Source organism: Burkholderia sp. LAS2 (assembly GCF_018417615.1).
GTDB classification, from domain to species: domain Bacteria; phylum Pseudomonadota; class Gammaproteobacteria; order Burkholderiales; family Burkholderiaceae; genus Burkholderia; species Burkholderia sola.
Window position 1 is genome coordinate 237941 of the sequence record NZ_CP071052.1, and the last position, 15619, is coordinate 253559.

14 protein-coding genes and 1 pseudogene are annotated in these 15619 nt (G+C 69.3%); 10 read left to right on the forward strand and 5 right to left on the reverse strand.

Going from position 1 to position 15619, the window contains the following annotated elements; all coding sequences use genetic code 11:
- Nucleotides 1–55: 55 nt before the first annotated feature.
- From JYG37_RS01100 to JYG37_RS01110, 3 genes are all read right to left on the reverse strand, one after another.
- Nucleotides 56–1018 (reverse strand): LysR family transcriptional regulator, encoded by a 963-nt coding sequence (locus JYG37_RS01100; protein WP_050014309.1) that lies wholly within the window; start codon nt 1016–1018, stop codon nt 56–58.
- A 196-nt stretch (nt 1019–1214) separates the two neighbouring features.
- A complete protein-coding gene (locus tag JYG37_RS01105) occupies nt 1215–2291 on the reverse strand; it encodes a porin (protein WP_011546370.1) in 1077 nt (358 codons plus the stop codon).
- Between the two features lie 345 nt (nt 2292–2636).
- A complete protein-coding gene (locus tag JYG37_RS01110; RefSeq protein WP_050014308.1) occupies nt 2637–3128 on the reverse strand; it encodes a hypothetical protein in 492 nt (163 codons plus the stop codon).
- 345 nt (nt 3129–3473) lie between these two features.
- Here JYG37_RS01110 and JYG37_RS01115 point away from each other — a divergent pair, with 345 nt between their 5' ends.
- The 6 genes from JYG37_RS01115 (at nt 3474) to JYG37_RS01140 (ending at nt 10466) form a co-directional block, all read left to right on the forward strand.
- Entirely contained in the window at nt 3474–4505 is a 1032-nt protein-coding gene (locus tag JYG37_RS01115) for a bile acid:sodium symporter family protein (protein ID WP_050014307.1), read from the forward strand.
- A 187-nt stretch (nt 4506–4692) separates the two neighbouring features.
- Complete coding sequence (locus JYG37_RS01120) at nt 4693–6537, forward strand: EAL domain-containing protein (RefSeq protein ID WP_213345813.1); 1845 nt, start codon at nt 4693–4695, stop codon at nt 6535–6537.
- A gap of 387 nt (nt 6538–6924) precedes the next feature.
- Nucleotides 6925–7944 carry a LacI family DNA-binding transcriptional regulator gene (locus tag JYG37_RS01125; protein ID WP_050014304.1) on the forward strand — a complete coding sequence of 340 codons (1020 nt, stop codon included), beginning with the start codon at nt 6925–6927 and terminating at the stop codon, nt 7942–7944.
- The gene (locus tag JYG37_RS01130; RefSeq protein WP_089488881.1) at nt 7941–9221 is read left to right on the forward strand and encodes an AGE family epimerase/isomerase; all 1281 of its coding nucleotides are present in this window, start codon (nt 7941–7943) and stop codon (nt 9219–9221) included. Before JYG37_RS01125 ends, JYG37_RS01130 begins: the two co-directional genes overlap by 4 nt.
- Nucleotides 9218–10126: a carbohydrate kinase family protein gene (locus JYG37_RS01135; protein ID WP_089488882.1), complete on the forward strand. Its 909-nt coding sequence runs from the start codon at nt 9218–9220 to the stop codon at nt 10124–10126. Before JYG37_RS01130 ends, JYG37_RS01135 begins: the two co-directional genes overlap by 4 nt.
- Before the next feature lie 118 nt (nt 10127–10244).
- Nucleotides 10245–10466, forward strand: coding sequence for a hypothetical protein (locus JYG37_RS01140; protein WP_027785622.1), 222 nt, complete (start codon nt 10245–10247; stop codon nt 10464–10466).
- A 22-nt stretch (nt 10467–10488) separates the two neighbouring features.
- Here the strand turns inward: JYG37_RS01140 and JYG37_RS01145 are convergent, their stop codons facing one another.
- Nucleotides 10489–10683 (reverse strand): DUF2905 domain-containing protein, encoded by a 195-nt coding sequence (locus JYG37_RS01145; protein WP_021163761.1) that lies wholly within the window; start codon nt 10681–10683, stop codon nt 10489–10491.
- Nucleotides 10684–10701: 18 nt separating this feature from the next.
- Nucleotides 10702–11892, reverse strand: coding sequence for a class I SAM-dependent methyltransferase (locus tag JYG37_RS01150; RefSeq protein WP_213345814.1), 1191 nt, complete (start codon nt 11890–11892; stop codon nt 10702–10704).
- Nucleotides 11893–11905: 13 nt separating this feature from the next.
- Here JYG37_RS01150 and JYG37_RS01155 point away from each other — a divergent pair.
- The 4 genes and pseudogenes from JYG37_RS01155 to glmU all read left to right on the forward strand — a co-directional run bounded on the left by JYG37_RS01155 (nt 11906) and on the right by glmU (nt 15617).
- A pseudogene (locus JYG37_RS01155) lies at nt 11906–12647 on the forward strand (SDR family oxidoreductase).
- Between the two features lie 75 nt (nt 12648–12722).
- The gene (locus tag JYG37_RS01160; protein WP_027785625.1) at nt 12723–13127 is read left to right on the forward strand and encodes a dihydroneopterin aldolase; all 405 of its coding nucleotides are present in this window, start codon (nt 12723–12725) and stop codon (nt 13125–13127) included.
- Nucleotides 13124–14119 carry a tRNA 2-thiocytidine(32) synthetase TtcA gene (gene ttcA, locus JYG37_RS01165; RefSeq protein ID WP_050014299.1) on the forward strand — a complete coding sequence of 332 codons (996 nt, stop codon included), beginning with the start codon at nt 13124–13126 and terminating at the stop codon, nt 14117–14119. Before JYG37_RS01160 ends, ttcA begins: the two co-directional genes overlap by 4 nt.
- 136 nt (nt 14120–14255) lie before the next feature.
- A complete protein-coding gene (gene glmU, locus JYG37_RS01170) occupies nt 14256–15617 on the forward strand; it encodes a bifunctional UDP-N-acetylglucosamine diphosphorylase/glucosamine-1-phosphate N-acetyltransferase GlmU (RefSeq protein ID WP_124630947.1) in 1362 nt (453 codons plus the stop codon).
- Nucleotides 15618–15619 lie beyond the last annotated feature (2 nt).

Below are 15619 nucleotides of genomic sequence, written 5' to 3' on the forward strand. Positions count from 1 at the left end.
GAACCGGCAACCGGTTCGCGCTTTTTCATTGCCCCGCCGCGGCGGACGACGCGGCTCAGACCGCGCGCTTCATCCGCGTGATCGGCAGCACGCGCAGGTGCGATTCGATCGACGGGCACAACGACTGCCCTTCGAAACGCGCGGCCAGGAAATCGACGAAAGAGCGCACCTTCGCGGACACGTGGCGACGGCTCGCGTACACCGCATAGATCGGTGCCTCGTGCGGCGGCACCGAATCGAGCAGCACCGGCACGAGCCGGCCCGATTCGATGTCGTCGCCGACCACTTCGGTGCCGAGCAGCGCGATGCCCGCGCCGGCGAGCACGGCCGCGCGCAGCCCTTCGAGATGGTTCACGATCAGGTTGCCGTTCAGGCTCACGCGCGACGCGGCGGCCGCGTCGATCACCAGCGAATCGAGCATCGTCGAATTCGAATCGCGCCGCAGGTAGTTGTGGTTCGCGAGATCGGCGATCGTCTGCGGCGTGCCGCGCTTGTCGAGATACTCGGGCGACGCGACCAGCAGGATGTGCGCGGTCGCGATCTGGCGTGCGACCAGCGACGACGATTTCAATCCGTTCGGCGCCGCGCGCACCGCGACGTCATAGCCTTCCTCGATCAGGTCGACCACGCGATCGGACAGCGTCATGTCGACGGTCACGTCGGGGAACCGGCCCGCATAATCGGTGACGGCCTGCATCACGTGCCGCAGCCCGAACGCGGACAGCGACGTCACGCGCAGCCTGCCCTGCGGCACCACGCTCGCGGCGCCGACGGCCTGGCCGGCTTCGTCGAGTTCGGACAGCGCCTGCACGAGGCGCTCATAGTATTCGCGTCCCGCCTCGGTCGGCGCGACGCGTCGTGTCGTGCGATGCAGCAACCGCGCGCCGAGCTGCTGCTCGAGGTGCATCACGTGCTTGCTCGCCATCGCCGCCGACATCTGCATGCGCTCCGCCGCGCCGACGAAGCTGCCCACTTCGACGACGTAGCGAAACACATTCATGCTGACGAGGGTATCCATCGAACTAGCTCGCAATCCCGGGGAATCAACCAATTACGAGATAGGGTAACAAAGGCGGGCAGACATAAAGGTCAAGAAAGGCAAAACGGCGCCGCGGGTGGCGGCGCCGCTTCGGGCCGGAAACGACGGACGGGAAAACATGCAGCCGGCACGCGCAATTCGCGCGCGCGGCCGGCGCACCGGTCGCGCGCGTGCGTCAGAATTTCGCGCGAATGCCTGCGCCGAACGTGTTGCCGGTCGACAGGCCGCTGATGTGGTCGTTCATGTAGGCCGCGTAGACGTCGGTGCGCTTGGACAGCGGATAGTCGTAGCCGACGGCCCAGGTCTGGCGCGTCTGGTCGAGGCCGCCCGCGTCGCGCGAGTATGCATACGACGCCATCGCGTTGCCCACGCCGATCGGCACCGACACGCCGCCCTGCGCGGTGTTCACGTGCCAGCTGCCCGCGACCTGGTCGTTCTTCGTATACATGTACTGGCCGAACAGCTTCACGAGCTTCAGGTCGTAGGTCGCGCCGACCAGCGCGATGCCCTGGCTCTTCATGCCGGTCACGAGCGCGCTCAGGTCCTGCGGGCCGTTGTTGAAGTTCACGTACTGATACACGGCGGTCGCCGCGAACGGGCCGTTCGCGTAGTTGAACTGCGCGCTCCACTTCTTCGAGCGGTTGTCGCCGGCCTGGTTGCCAAGTGCGTACATCGCGCCGAAATTCAGCCCACCGAACGAAGGCGACGTGTATCCCACCGCGTTGTTCCAGCCCGAATCGCCGACGGCGCCCTGGTCGCTCGGATAGGTCGGGAACGTGCCGAGGCCGAGGAACACGTGGTACACCATCGGCGAGAAGGTGTACGAGTCGTAGAACGGGTTGAACAGGATCGTCGACAGGAACAGATGCGTCGTCAGGCGGCCTGCCGTCACCGTGCCGTACGGCGAGCTGATGCCGACGTACGCGTTGCGCGCGAAGAACGTGTCGCCCTGGAAGCGGCCGTACTGGCCGTTCTGCGCGCGGAAGAAGCTCTCCAGCGTGAAGATCGCCTTGTAGCCGTCGCCGAGATCCTCGGCGCCGTGCAGGCCCCAGTACGACGTCGACATCCCGCCGCCCGACACGTTCCACGCACGATCGCCGCCCGGGAACTTGGTGGCGCCGACCCATTCGTCAACCTGCCCGTAGAGCGAGACGCTCGACTGCGCATGGACGGGTGCGGCGGCCGCCACGCAGGCGGCTGCGGCGATCAGCTTGACGGACGTGCGCGACGCGCGACGGGCGAATGCTTTCATGGGATCTCCAGGTTTTGTCGGATAGTCGATAAGTGGCGCGAGCGTTGTTGTTTGGAGCCGAGTGCTTGCGTCGTATGGGGCGCAGCCATCTTTACGGATCATTCGTCCGGTCAAAATTGCGCACACTTATTGCGGGTATAGCGCCGGCATTAACTTCGCGGGATGTATCCATGGCCGGATGCACGGCGGCGGCCCGGCGCGAATGCGGTCGCACCGGCGGGCGGCGGCGCGGCATGCGCGTACCGGGCGCGAAAGATAGCGCAATGCGGCGGGAAAATCAGCGGAAATCTGCGCGCGACTGTGGCGAATTCGCATCAGCCGGCAAGGGGACGTGCGCGGGGGCGCTCAGTTTCGGTAGAACGGGGAGAAAGAAGGCGAGTGCGCAGGCTCTTCCTGCGAGCGGGGCGGCGGCATCGGGCGACCGCCGCGCTCCTCGTTGTAGCGGGCGACGTCGGCGCGGATCGAGCCGGCCCGCAGCGGGACGTTGCCGCCGCCCGGCGGGCGCGGCATCTGGCGGACCTCGGCGCTGATCGGCCGATACGGGCTTTGCGCGGCGTAATGGCCGTAGGACGGCGTCGGGCGCAGCCCCCAGCGGGAGCCGGCGCCGCTCACGCCGCCGGGACGCACGCCGGCAGGCGGCGCAACGCGACGCCAGACCGGACCGCCGCCGGGGCTGCCGGCCGGCCGAGCGTACGCGCGCATGTCGCCGCCGCCGAAGCCGTGGCCACCGAACCCGTGACCGCCATGGGGCGGCTGGGCCAGCGCGAGCGGCATCAGCAGCGCGCCGAGCACGCCTGCCACCCATCGTCCGATCTTCCGTTTCACCCGTTCCGTCATCGTTCCGTGCCCATCGACGCCCGCCGTCGGTTCCTTTCGGCCGACCCAAGGCTTTCAGCAGTAATTTATGAGCGGGCGGAAAGTGTGTCGAGCCAAAAAGTGTTATGTCGCCGGCATCGGTGTAACACCATGTTACTGCTAGGTTTTTTCGCTTCGGCACGCGATCGCGGCAGAACATTCTTCTGCGGTTTCGCGCGTGGCCGGGTCGACGCGGCGGCCCTCATTGCATGCAATCGATTCATCAATCGATTCGCACAATGAATTTGTTTGGTGAATCGCCAACCGGGACAATAACGCGATCCGCGCGCGCGACGCGCGCTTCGCCGTTTCCGAATCGAGTTCCCGATGGCCCGTCCCCGTTTTCTCCCCGACAACTTCACGCTCGCGCTCGTCGGCACCGTCGTGCTCGCGAGCCTGCTGCCCTGCCGCGGCCCGGCCGCCCATGCGTTCAACTGGGCAACCAACATCGCCGTCGGCCTGCTGTTTTTCCTGCACGGCGCGAAACTGTCGCGCGAAGCCGTGATCGCCGGCGCGACCCACTGGCGGCTGCACGCGGTCGTGCTGCTCAGCACGTTCGCGCTGTTCCCGCTGCTCGGCTTCGCGCTGAAACCGGTGCTGCAGCCGCTCGTCACGCCGACGCTGTATGCGGGCGTGCTGTTCCTGTGCACGCTGCCGTCGACGGTCCAGTCGTCGATCGCGTTCACGTCGATCGCGAAGGGCAACGTGCCGGCCGCCGTGTGCGCGGCATCGGCGTCGAGCCTGCTCGGGATCTTCGTCACGCCGGCGCTCGTCGGGCTGATGATCACGTCGCAGTCGGCCGCGACCGCGTCGCCGTGGAGCACGGTCGGCAGCATCGTGATGCAGCTGCTCGTACCGTTCATCGCCGGCCAGTTGCTGCGGCCTGCGATCGGCGGCTGGATCGACCGCAATCGCGGCGTGCTGCGCTTCGTCGACCAGGGCTCGATCCTGCTGGTCGTCTACGTCGCGTTCAGCGAGGCCGTCAACGAGGGGCTGTGGCACCAGATTCCGCCGCGCGCGCTCGGCGGCCTGCTGGTCGTCAACCTCGTGCTGCTCGCGATCGCGCTGCTGCTGACCGCGTTCGTCAGCAAGCGGCTCGGCTTCAACCGCGCCGACCGGATCACGATCATCTTCTGCGGATCGAAGAAGAGCCTCGCGGCCGGCGTGCCGATGGCGAAGGTGATCTTCTCGGCGAACGCGGTCGGCGCGATCGTGCTGCCGCTGATGCTGTTCCACCAGATCCAGCTGATGGCGTGCGCGGCGCTCGCGCAGCGCTGGGGCGCGCGCGACACGAGCGGCGAGCACGACGAAGGCGACACGGCAGCCAGGTCCGGCGCGCTGAGCGCGGGCAAGCGCTGACGCGCGCGGGGGGCGATGGCTGTCGCTGGCCGCCTTCCGCCTTCCGCCTTCCCGTTCCAGCTCCCCACCCCGATGCGCGTCCGGCTCGATGCACCGGCAACGCCCGTCGTGTCACGAAATCTTCATTCAATTCTCCGCGAGCGGTGCCGTTAAGCCGATCGTCCCGTCGATTCGGCTGCCCTCGCCCATGCCCGCGCCCTCCTCCGATTCCGCCGCCCCCCGCACCACGCGCCTGATCGCGGAGCGCGCGCTCGCCGCCGTGTTCCAGCCGATCGTCGACCTCGGATCGGGAACGGTCGTCGGTTACGAAGGGCTGATCCGCGGCCCGCGCGGCACCGACCTCGAGCCGCCCGCCGCGCTGTTCGCGCAGGCCGCGCGCGAAGGCGAAACCATCGCGCTCGAACGGGCCGCCGCGCTCACCTGCCTCGACGCGTTCGCGGCGCTCGGCTGCGACGGCAAGCTGTTCCTCAATTTCAGCGCGGGCACGATCCTCACGCTCGCCAGCGAACGCGAGCGCGCACGCCAGTTCCTCGGCCGCGCGCGGATCGGCGCCGAACGCATCGTGATCGAGCTCACCGAGCAGAACGCGATTCCCGATCTCGCGGACATCGGGCCGGCGGTCGCGACGCTGCGCGACGCCGGCATCCAGTTCGCGCTCGACGACTACGGCACCGCGAACGCGAGCATGAACCTGTGGCTGCGCCTGCACCCGGACGTCGTGAAGATCGACCGCTTCTTCATCCACGACATCGCGCACGACCCGCTCAAGTTCGAGGCCGTGAAGGCGATGCAGCACTTCGCGCAGGCGAGCGGCGCGAAGCTGATCGCGGAAGGCATCGAGAACGAATGCGACCTGATCGTCGTGCGCGACATGGGCATCTGCTGCGTGCAGGGCTTCCTGCTCGGCCGGCCGCACGCGCAGCCGTCGCGGGTGGTCGCGCCGGCCGCGCGCGACGCGATCCGCGCGCCGCACATCGCGGTGTTTCCCGGCGTGACGCGCGCGGTGCGGCCGGCCGGCACGATCGCCGGGAAGATGCTCGTGCCCGCGCCGGCGCTGCCGCGCGACGCGACCAGCAACGACGTGCTCGACCTGTTCAACCGGATGCCCGATCTGCACGCGGTCGCGCTCGTCGAGCGCGGGCGGCCCGTCGCGCTCGTCAATCGCCGCGGCTTCATCGACCGTTTCGCGCTGCCGTATCACCGCGAGGTGTTCGGGAAAAAGCCGTGCCTGCAGTTCGCGAACGATGCGCCGCTGATGATCGACAACGCAACCACGTTCGAGCAGCTCGCGACGCTGCTCGCGCGTCACGACCAGCGCTATCTCGCGGACGGCTTCGTGATCACCGAACACGGCCGCTATGTCGGCCTCGGCACCGGCGAGAGCCTCGTGCGCACGGTGACCGAGATGCGCATCGAGGCCGCGCGCTACGCGAATCCGCTGACGTTCCTGCCCGGCAACATCCCGATCAGCGCGCACATCGACCGCCTGCTCCAGCGCGACGCCGGCTTTCACGCGTGCTACGTCGACCTGAACCAGTTCAAGCCGTTCAACGACCAGTACGGCTACTGGCAGGGCGACGAAGTGCTGAAGTTCGCCGCGACGGTGCTGGCCGGCGTGTGCGATCCGCAGCGCGACTTTCTGGGCCACGTCGGCGGCGACGATTTCCTCGTGCTGTTCCAGCGCGACGACTGGCGCGAGCGCGCCGCCGACGCGATCGCGCGCTTCAACGACGGCGCGCAGCTGTTCTACACGCAGGCCGACCGGCAGGCGGGCGGGCTGCGCGGCGAGGACCGCCACGGCAATCCGGCGTTCTTCGGGTTCGTGACGATGGCGATCGGCGCGGTCGGCGTGCCGGCCGGCGCGCACGGCGCGCAACGCTACGGCAGCGACGAGATCGCGTCGGTCGCGGCGCTCGCGAAGCGGCGGGCGAAGCAGCAGCCGGACGGGCTCGCGGTCGTCGATCTCGATGCCGGCCGCGCCGCGCTGCGCGATCGCGGCGAACCGCCGGCCGTGGCGATCGGGGCGGGCTGAACGGCGGGCAGGCGTCGCGGGCGCACGGGAAACGCTCGCGCAACGTGCGGCGGCGCCGATGCCCGGCCGGCGCAAGGTTCAGCTGTTGCGCAACCGCGCCGTTGGTCGCAGGCTGCTGCCACGGCGCGGCGCGCCGTGACGCTCGCCTCGGCCCGTAGTCCGGCGGCCCCCGGCTACCCCTTTTCGGCGCGCCGTCGGCGCCGCCCCACGCCCGCACACCCACCTTGCCTTTTTCTCGTTTTGTTTAGTATTTTTAGTAACGATGTTTTCGCAGATTAGCGCCTAAAAACCCGTTATTTGCGGGTATTCCCCGGTTATCCGGCCCGAATTCCGCGAGATTTTTTACTATACAATCGCTTCCACCCTAAACAAACCGGACCCCGAACGATGGGTACGACCATTCGCGACGTGGCGCGGGCGGCTGAGGTCTCGATCGGCACCGTCTCCCGCGCGCTGAAAAACCAGCCCGGCCTGTCCGAAGCCACGCGCGCGCGCATCGTCGAGATCGCGCGGCAGCTCGGCTACGATCCCGCCCAGCTGCGGCCGCGCATCCGCCGGCTCACCTTCCTGCTGCACCGCCAGCACAACCGCTTTCCCGCGAGCCCGTTCTTCTCGCATGTGCTGCACGGCGTCGAGGACGCGTGCCGCGAGCGCGGCATCGTGCCGACGTTGCTCACGGTCGGCCCGAACGACGACGTGCTGCGCCAGATGCGCCCGCATGCGCCCGACGCGATCGCGGTCGCCGGCTTCATCGAGCCCGAGACGATCGAGGCGCTCGCCGCCACCGGCCGGCCGCTCGTGCTGATCGACCTGTGGGCGCCTGGCTTACGCTCGGTCAACATCGACAACGCGACGGGCGCGGCGCTCGCGATGCGCCACCTGCTCGCCACCGGCCGCTCGCGGATCGCCTTCATCGGCGGCTCGGCCGCGCACTACAGCATCGCGCAGCGTGCGATCGGCTACCGGCGCGCGTTCTTCGAAGCCGGGCGGCTGTTCGATCCCGCGTACGAAGTGACGATCGACGCGGGGCTCGACCCCGACACGGGTGCCTCGCGTGCGATGGAGCAACTGCTCGACGCGCCCGGCCCGCGCCCCGACGCCGTGTTCGCGTACAACGACGCGGCCGCGCTGGCCGCGCAGCGCGTGTGCATCGCGCGCGGCCTGCGGATTCCGGACGACATCGCGATCGTCGGCTTCGACGACATCCCGGCCGCCGCGCACGCGAACCCGCCGCTCACGACGCTCGCGGTCGACAAGGAAGCGCTCGGCCGCCGCGGCGTCGAACTGCTGCTCGCGGAATCGCCCGAGCGCACCGAGATCTCCCTGCCCGTCGAGCTGATCGTGCGGGCCAGCAGCCAGCCCGCCGGCTCCCCGGCATTCGATACCGCCACGGTCCAAGAATCATGAACATGCCCCCGGTCCACTCCCGCGCCGCCGCGCCGGCCAGCCACGCGCAAGCGGCACCGTTCGTCGCGAGCTTTCGCGACCCGTCGTTCCTGCTGTCGCACATCGAAGACACGCTGCGCTTCTACGCGACGAACGCATTCGACCCGACGGGCGGCTTCTACCATTACTTCCGCGACGACGGCAGCGTCTACAACCGCACGTCGCGCCACCTCGTCAGCACCTGCCGGTTCGTCTTCAACTACGCGATGGCGTACCGCCATTTCGGCGATCCGCGGCATCTCGACTACGCGCGCCACGGGCTGCGTTTCCTGCGCGACGCGCACTGGGACGACGCGCTGCAGGGCTACGACTGGGAACTCGACTGGCGCGACGGCGCGAAGCACGCGACGCTCGACGGCACGCGCCACTGCTACGGGCTCGCGTTCGTGCTGCTCGCGGCCGCGCACGCGACGATGGCCGGCATCGGCGAAGCGCGGGCGCTGATCGCGTCGACCTACGAGCTCGCCGAGCACCGCTTCTGGGATGCGGCCGCGGGCCTGTACGCTGACGACGCGACGCCGAACTGGAACGTGTCGACGTATCGCGGCCAGAACGCGAACATGCATATGACGGAAGCGCTGCTCGCCGCGTACGAGGCGACCGGCCACCTGACGTACCTCGATCGCGCGGAAAAGGTCGCATCCCACATCACGCAGCGCCAGGCCGCGCTGTCGGGCGGGCTCGTGTGGGAGCACTACCATGCGGACTGGTCGATCGACTGGGACTACAACAAGGAAGACAGCTCGAACATCTTCCGTCCGTGGGGCTTCCAGCCCGGGCACCAGACCGAATGGGCGAAGCTGCTGCTGATCCTCGAGCGGCACCGTCCGCTCGACTGGCTCGCGCCGCGCGCGGCCGAGCTGTTCGACGCGGCGCTCACGCACGCGTGGGACACCGATCACGGCGGCCTCTGCTACGGCTTCGGCCCCGACTTCACGATCTGCGACCACAACAAGTATTTCTGGGTGCAGGCGGAAACCTTCGCGGCGGCCGCGATGCTCGGCGCGCGCACCGGCAGCGAGCGCTTCTGGGACTGGTACGACGAGATCTGGCGCTACAGCTGGGCGCATTTCGTCGATCACCGCTACGGCGCGTGGTACCGGATCCTCACCTGCGACAACCGCAAGTACAGCGACGAGAAGAGCCCGGCCGGCAAGACCGACTATCACACGATGGGCGCCTGCTACGACGTGCTCGCGACCCTCGCGCGCCTGCAACGCAGCGAGCCGACGCAATGAGCGGCGGCACGTTTCCGGCTTTCGTGTCGGCGGGCGACATCCTGACCGACATGGTGCGCGCGGGCGACGCGCAGTGGACGTCGGTGCCGGGCGGCGCCGGCTGGAACGTCGCGCGCGCGGTCGCGCGGCTCGGCCTACCGAGCGCGCTCGCCGGGTCGATCGGCGAAGACTGCTTCTCCGACGTGCTGTGGCGCACGAGCGAAGCGGCCGGGCTCGACCTGCGCTTCCTGCAGCGCGTCGCGCGGCCGCCGCTGCTCGCGATCGTCCACGAGACGCGGCCGCCCGCATACTTCTTCATCGGCGAAGCGAGCGCCGATCTCGCGTTCGATCCGGCGCGGCTGCCGGCCGGCTGGACCGAGCACGTGCAATGGGCGCATTTCGGCTGCATCAGCCTCGTGCGCGAACCGCTCGCGGGCACGCTGGCCGCACTCGCAGCCGACCTGCACGCACGCGGCGTGAAGATCAGCTTCGATCCGAACTACCGGAACCTGATGACGGCCGCGTTCCGGCCGACGCTGGAGAAGATGGCCGCGCTCGCCGACCTGATCAAGGTGTCCGACGAAGACCTGCGGCACCTCTTCGGCGGCGACGGCCCCGACGCGATCGCGGCGGTGCGCGCGCTGAACCCGCGGGCGGCCGTGCTCGTCACGCGCGGCGCGCAGGCGGCGACGCTCTACGCGGACGGCGACGTGCACGAGGCCAGCCCGCCGCGCGTCGAGGTGGCCGATACCGTCGGCGCGGGCGACGCGTCGATCGGCGGCCTGCTGTTCAGCCTGATGGCCGCGCCGCAGCGCGGCTGGCGCGAGCATCTCGCGTTCGCGCTCGCGGCCGGCGCCGCCGCGTGCCGGCACACCGGCGCGCACGCGCCGACGCTCGACGAGGTCGTCGCGCTGCTCGAAGGTTGAACAGGCGTTGAAGGGACGCGCAGGCAGGTGACCGGTCGCTGATCGGTCACCAATAAACCGCGTTCACCATGCTGCGCCGCAGTGCTACGATGAAGCGTCCTTTTTGCGGGAGAGCACGATGGACACGAACACGTTCACGAAAGGCATCTACACGGCCAAGGCGCATACCCAGCATGCGGGCAACGGGCAGTTCCAGGGTTACGTGATCCTCGCGCGCGACGACGGGGACGACACCGAGAACATGCGCTACGACGTCCACTCGACGAGCCCCAGCGAGGAAGAAGCGTTCGACGAGGCGAAGGCGCTCGCGCACCGGATCCTCGGCGAGATCGAGCTGTGACGCGCCCCTTTTTCGGCGCGGCTCAGAGCAGCCGCGCCACCATCGATACCAGCATCGTCAGCACCAGCGTCGACATGAACGGGAACGGGTAGCGCCGCCCGCCGAGCGTCAGCGTGACGTCGCCCGGCATCCGCCCGATCCCGAGCTTGCCGAGCCACGGCCAGCAGCGCGTCAGGATCATCACCGCGACGAACGTCGTCAATAGCCAGCGGAGCATGTCAGGGCCCTGGCTCCGTCAGAGCGCGTGCGAGCGGTCGCCGCGCGCGAACGCGTCGAGCGTGCCGTCGATCCCGCGCGAAAACGCGATCACCTTGAACAGCTCGCCCATCTCGGCTTCCGAGATCAGCTTCTGCACCGCGTTCGAGGCCGGCAGGAACGCGCGGACGTCGGACGGATCGATCGCGGCCAGCGCGTCGGTGACGCCTGCGTTCAACAGGAAGCGCGCCTGCGACGTGTAGCCGAGCAGATCGGCGCCGGTCGCGACGCCCGCGTCGTAGATGCCGGTGAATTCGACGTGCGCGGTAATGTCCTGCAGGCCCGGGTACACGAACGGGTCGTCGTGCGCGTGGTGACGGTAGTGGCACATCAGCGTGCCGCGGTCGCGCTGCGGGTGGTAGTACTCGTGCGCGGGAAAACCGTAGTCGACCAGCAGCACCGCACCGCGCGCAAGCATCGTGCAGACGGTGCGCGTGAACGCGAGCGCGGCCTCGTGCGTTTCGGTCACGTAGCCGTCGCCGACGTCGAGCGTCGCGAGCACCGCCGGCAGGCCGGCGGCGCCGACCGGCCGGTCGGCGAACACGAACGCGTGCCGCGCGTCGAGCGCGACGCCGCGCTCGCGCCACGCGCCGTCCACCTTCGCGAAGAGGCGCACCGGCATCGCATCGAGCACCTCGTTGCCGACCACGACCCCGTCGAACCGCTCGGGCAGCGCGTCGAGCCAGCGCACCTTCGCGGTCAGCGCCGGCACCGCGGCTTCGATCGTGTCGCGCTGCCGTTCGCGCAGCTCGCCGGACAGGTCGACGATCAGGTATTCGTCGAGTTCGACGCCCGACGCATCGAGCGCCGCGAGCAGCCCGGCCGCGAGCTTGCCGGTGCCGGCGCCGAATTCCATCACGCGGCGCGTGCCGCTCACCGCGAGCGCTTCGGCGATGGGGTTCGCGAGCGTCTGCGCGAACAGCGGCGACAGCTCGGGCGCGGTGACGAAGTCGCTGCCATCGTCGGCGCGGCGCCCGAACTTGCGCGCGCCGCCGCTGTAATAACCGAGGCCCGGCGCATACAGCGCGCGTTCCATGAAGCGGTCGAACGGCAGCCAGCCGCCGGCCGCCGCGATCTCGTCGCGCAGTTGCGCGGCGAGGGTTTCGGACTGCGCGAGCGCGTCAGGGCCGGGAGCAGGTAAACTAGCGGGTTCGTGAGCTTTCGGGTTCATCCCGGCATTGTAAATGACCGTTTCAGCCGATACGTCGACCCCACGCGTGGTGCTCGTCACGGGCGCCGTGGGCAGCGCGGCGGACGCCGCGTCGATCGGCCGCGCGCTCGCGACGGGTTTCGCCCGCCGCGGCTGGGACGTCGCGCTGCAGCGCAGCCAACGCGCGCCGCGCGGCCGCCGACGCGCTCGTCGCCGAAGTCGCGGCGCTCGGCCGCCGCGGGGTCGTGCTCGACGCCGATCTGGCCGTGGAAGCCGATGCCGCGGGCCTCGTCGCCGCGTGCGGCGAAGCGCTCGGCCGGCCCGCATGTGCGGTGTTCGTCAGCGCCAGCGCCGGCGCCGACGACGCGCACACGGTGGACGCTGCGTCGCTGGCTGCCGCGCTCGCGCGCAACGTGACGGCGCCGCTCGCGCTGGCCCGCGCGCTCGCCGACGCGACGCCCGACGCCGCGCGCAACGACGAAACGCTGCGCGCATGCGCGATCCACGTACTGGATCAGGCCCTGTTTCACCCGGCGCCGGCGCAGCTGTCGCACGCGCTGATGCAGGCCGCGTTGAACCGCGCGACGTCGGCGCTCGCGCTGGCGCTCGCGCCGAAGGTGCGGGTCGCGGCGCTCGTGCGCGGCCACGCGCCGCACGCGGACGACATCGCGGCGGCCGCCTGCTATCTCGCGAGCGCGCCCGGCGTGACGGGCGCGACGCTGACCGTCGACGGCGGCGAGCACCTGGTGCCGCCGGCCGCCGGCCCGAATGAATGAACCGCGCGGGCGCGGCCTGACCGCCGCCGTCCGCGCCGCTTTGCGTGCGCGCACGCCAATTTGACTGGGACGACCATGTTTTCCGCTCTCCTGCACCCCCGCCTCGCGGATTGCCGCAGGCTCTACCTGCGCGACTACGAGGTGCACATCAACATCGGGGCCTTCGAACACGAGAAGCGCGGCGAGCAGCGCGTCGTCATCAACGTCGACCTGTTCGTGCCGCTTGCGCAGTCGACGCCCGTCGACGACCGGCTGCATGAAGTCGTCGACTACGACCTGATGAAGCAGAGCGTCGCGCAGTGCCTCGCGCGCGGCCACATTCACCTGCAGGAAACGCTGTGCGATTCGATCGCCGCGCACCTGCTGGCGCACGACGCCGTGCGCGCGGTACGCGTCCGTACCGAGAAACCGGACGCCTATCCGGACTGCGACGCCGTCGGCGTCGAAGTCTTTCGCATCAAGGACGAGGAGCGCGCATGAACGCCCCCCACATGAACGACACGGCGGCCGACGCCACGACCGCCGACACCGGCCGCCCCGCGCTGACGCGCCGCGAGCAGAAGGAAGCGTACGAGAACAACAAGCTGTTCAAGCGGATCGTGCGCCAGGTCGGCCAGGCGATCGGCGACTACAACATGATCGAGCAGGGCGACAAGGTGATGGTGTGCCTGTCGGGCGGCAAGGACAGCTACGCGATGCTCGACGTGCTGCTGCGCCTGCGCGAGCGCGCGCCGATCGACTTCGACATCGTCGCGGTGAACCTCGACCAGAAGCAGCCGGGCTTCCCCGAGCACGTGCTGCCCGAATACCTGAAGCAGGTCGGCGTGCCGTTCCACATCGAGAACCAGGACACCTACAGCATCGTCAAGCGGCTCGTGCCGGAAGGCAAGACAACCTGCTCGCTGTGCTCGCGGCTGCGCCGCGGGATCCTGTACCGCGTGGCCGGCGAGCTCGGCGCGACCAAGATCGCGCTCGGCCATCACCGCGACGACATCGTGCAGACGCTGCTGCTGAACATGTTCTACGGCGGCAAGCTGAAGGGAATGCCGCCGAAGCTGCAGTCGGACGACGGCAAGAACATCGTGATCCGCCCGCTCGCGTACGTGAAGGAAACCGATCTCGAGAAATACGCGGAGCTGCGCGAATTCCCGATCATCCCGTGCAATCTGTGCGGCAGCCAGCCGAACCTGAAGCGCGCGGAAATGAAGGCGCTGATCCGCGACTGGGACAAGCGCTTCCCGGGCCGCGTCGACAACATGTTCAACGCGCTCGCGAAGGTCGTGCCGTCGCATCTGATGGACACGACGCTGTACCCGTTCCAGTCGCTGCGCGCGACGGGCGAAGCCGACCCGCAAGGCGACATCGCGTTCGACGAGGAGCCGTGCGCATCGGGCGACGACGCGACGGCGCCGGGCGCCGGCAAACCGATCGCGGCCCGACCGATCTCGATCGTCCAGTTCGACGACCTGTAAGCAGGGACCGAACACCCGCCGAAACCGGCGCCAACGGCGTCGTTTCGGCGGTGTCGCCGCGCCGCGACAGGCCCGGAGCGACAAGGGCCGCATGCTAAAATGGACGGCTTCGAACTCCCTGACCCAAGCGCGCGCCATGAATATCGTGATTTTGGCGGCAGGCACCGGCAAGCGCATGCGTTCCGCGCTGCCGAAAGTGCTTCACCCCCTGGCCGGCAGGCCGCTCCTCTCTCACGTCATCGACACCGCGCGCACGCTGCAGCCGTCCCGGCTCGTCGTCGTCGTCGGCCACGGCGCCGAGCAGGTCCAGGCGGCCGTCGCCGCGCCCGACGTCCAGTTCGCGGTGCAGGCCGAGCAGCTCGGCACCGGCCACGCGGTGCGCCAGGCGCTGCCGCTCCTCGATCCCGCGCAACCGACGCTCGTGCTGTACGGCGACGTGCCGCTCACGCGCGCGTCGACGCTGCGGCGTCTCGTCGACGCCGCGCACGACGGCCGCTACGGGATCCTGACCGTCACGCTCGACGATCCGACCGGTTACGGCCGCATCGTGCGCGACGCGGCCGGCTTCGTCACGCGCATCGTCGAGCAGAAGGATGCGTCGCCGGACGAGCTGCGGATCGCCGAGATCAACACCGGCATCATCGTCACGCCGACGGCCCAGCTGTCGATGTGGCTCGGCGCGCTGAAGAACGAAAACGCGCAGGGCGAGTACTACCTGACCGACGTCGTCGAACTCGCGATCGAGGCCGGCTTCGAGGTCGTCACGTCGCAGCCCGACGACGAGTGGGAAACGCTCGGCGTGAACAGCAAGGCGCAGCTCGCGGAACTCGAACGCATCCATCAGCGCAACGTCGCCGATGCGCTGCTCGTCGACGGCGTCACGCTCGCCGATCCGGTGCGCGTCGACGTGCGCGGCACGCTGCGCTGCGGCCGCGACGTGTCGATCGACGTGAACTGCGTGTTCGAAGGCAACGTGACGCTCGCCGACGACGTGACGATCGGCGCGAACTGCGTGATCCGCAACGCATCGATCGGCGCGGGTACGCGCATCGACGCGTTCACGCACATCGACGGCGCCGTGCTGGGCGCGCACACCGTGATCGGCCCGTACGCGCGGCTGCGCCCGGGCGCGCAGCTCGCGGACGAAGCGCACGTCGGCAACTTCGTCGAGGTGAAGAACGCGGTGATCGGCCACGGCTCGAAGGCGAACCACCTCACGTACATCGGCGACGCCGACATCGGCGCGCGCGTGAACATCGGCGCCGGCACGATCACCTGCAACTACGACGGCGCGAACAAGTTCCGCACCGTGATCGAGGACGACGTGTTCGTCGGCTCCGACACGCAGCTGGTCGCGCCCGTGCGCGTCGGCCGCGGCGTGACGATCGCGGCCGGCACGACGATCTGGAAGGACGTCGCCGAAGGCGTCCTCGCGTTGAACGAGAAGACGCAGACCGCGAAGAGCGGCTACGTCCGCCCGGTCAAGAAAAAGAGCTGAAC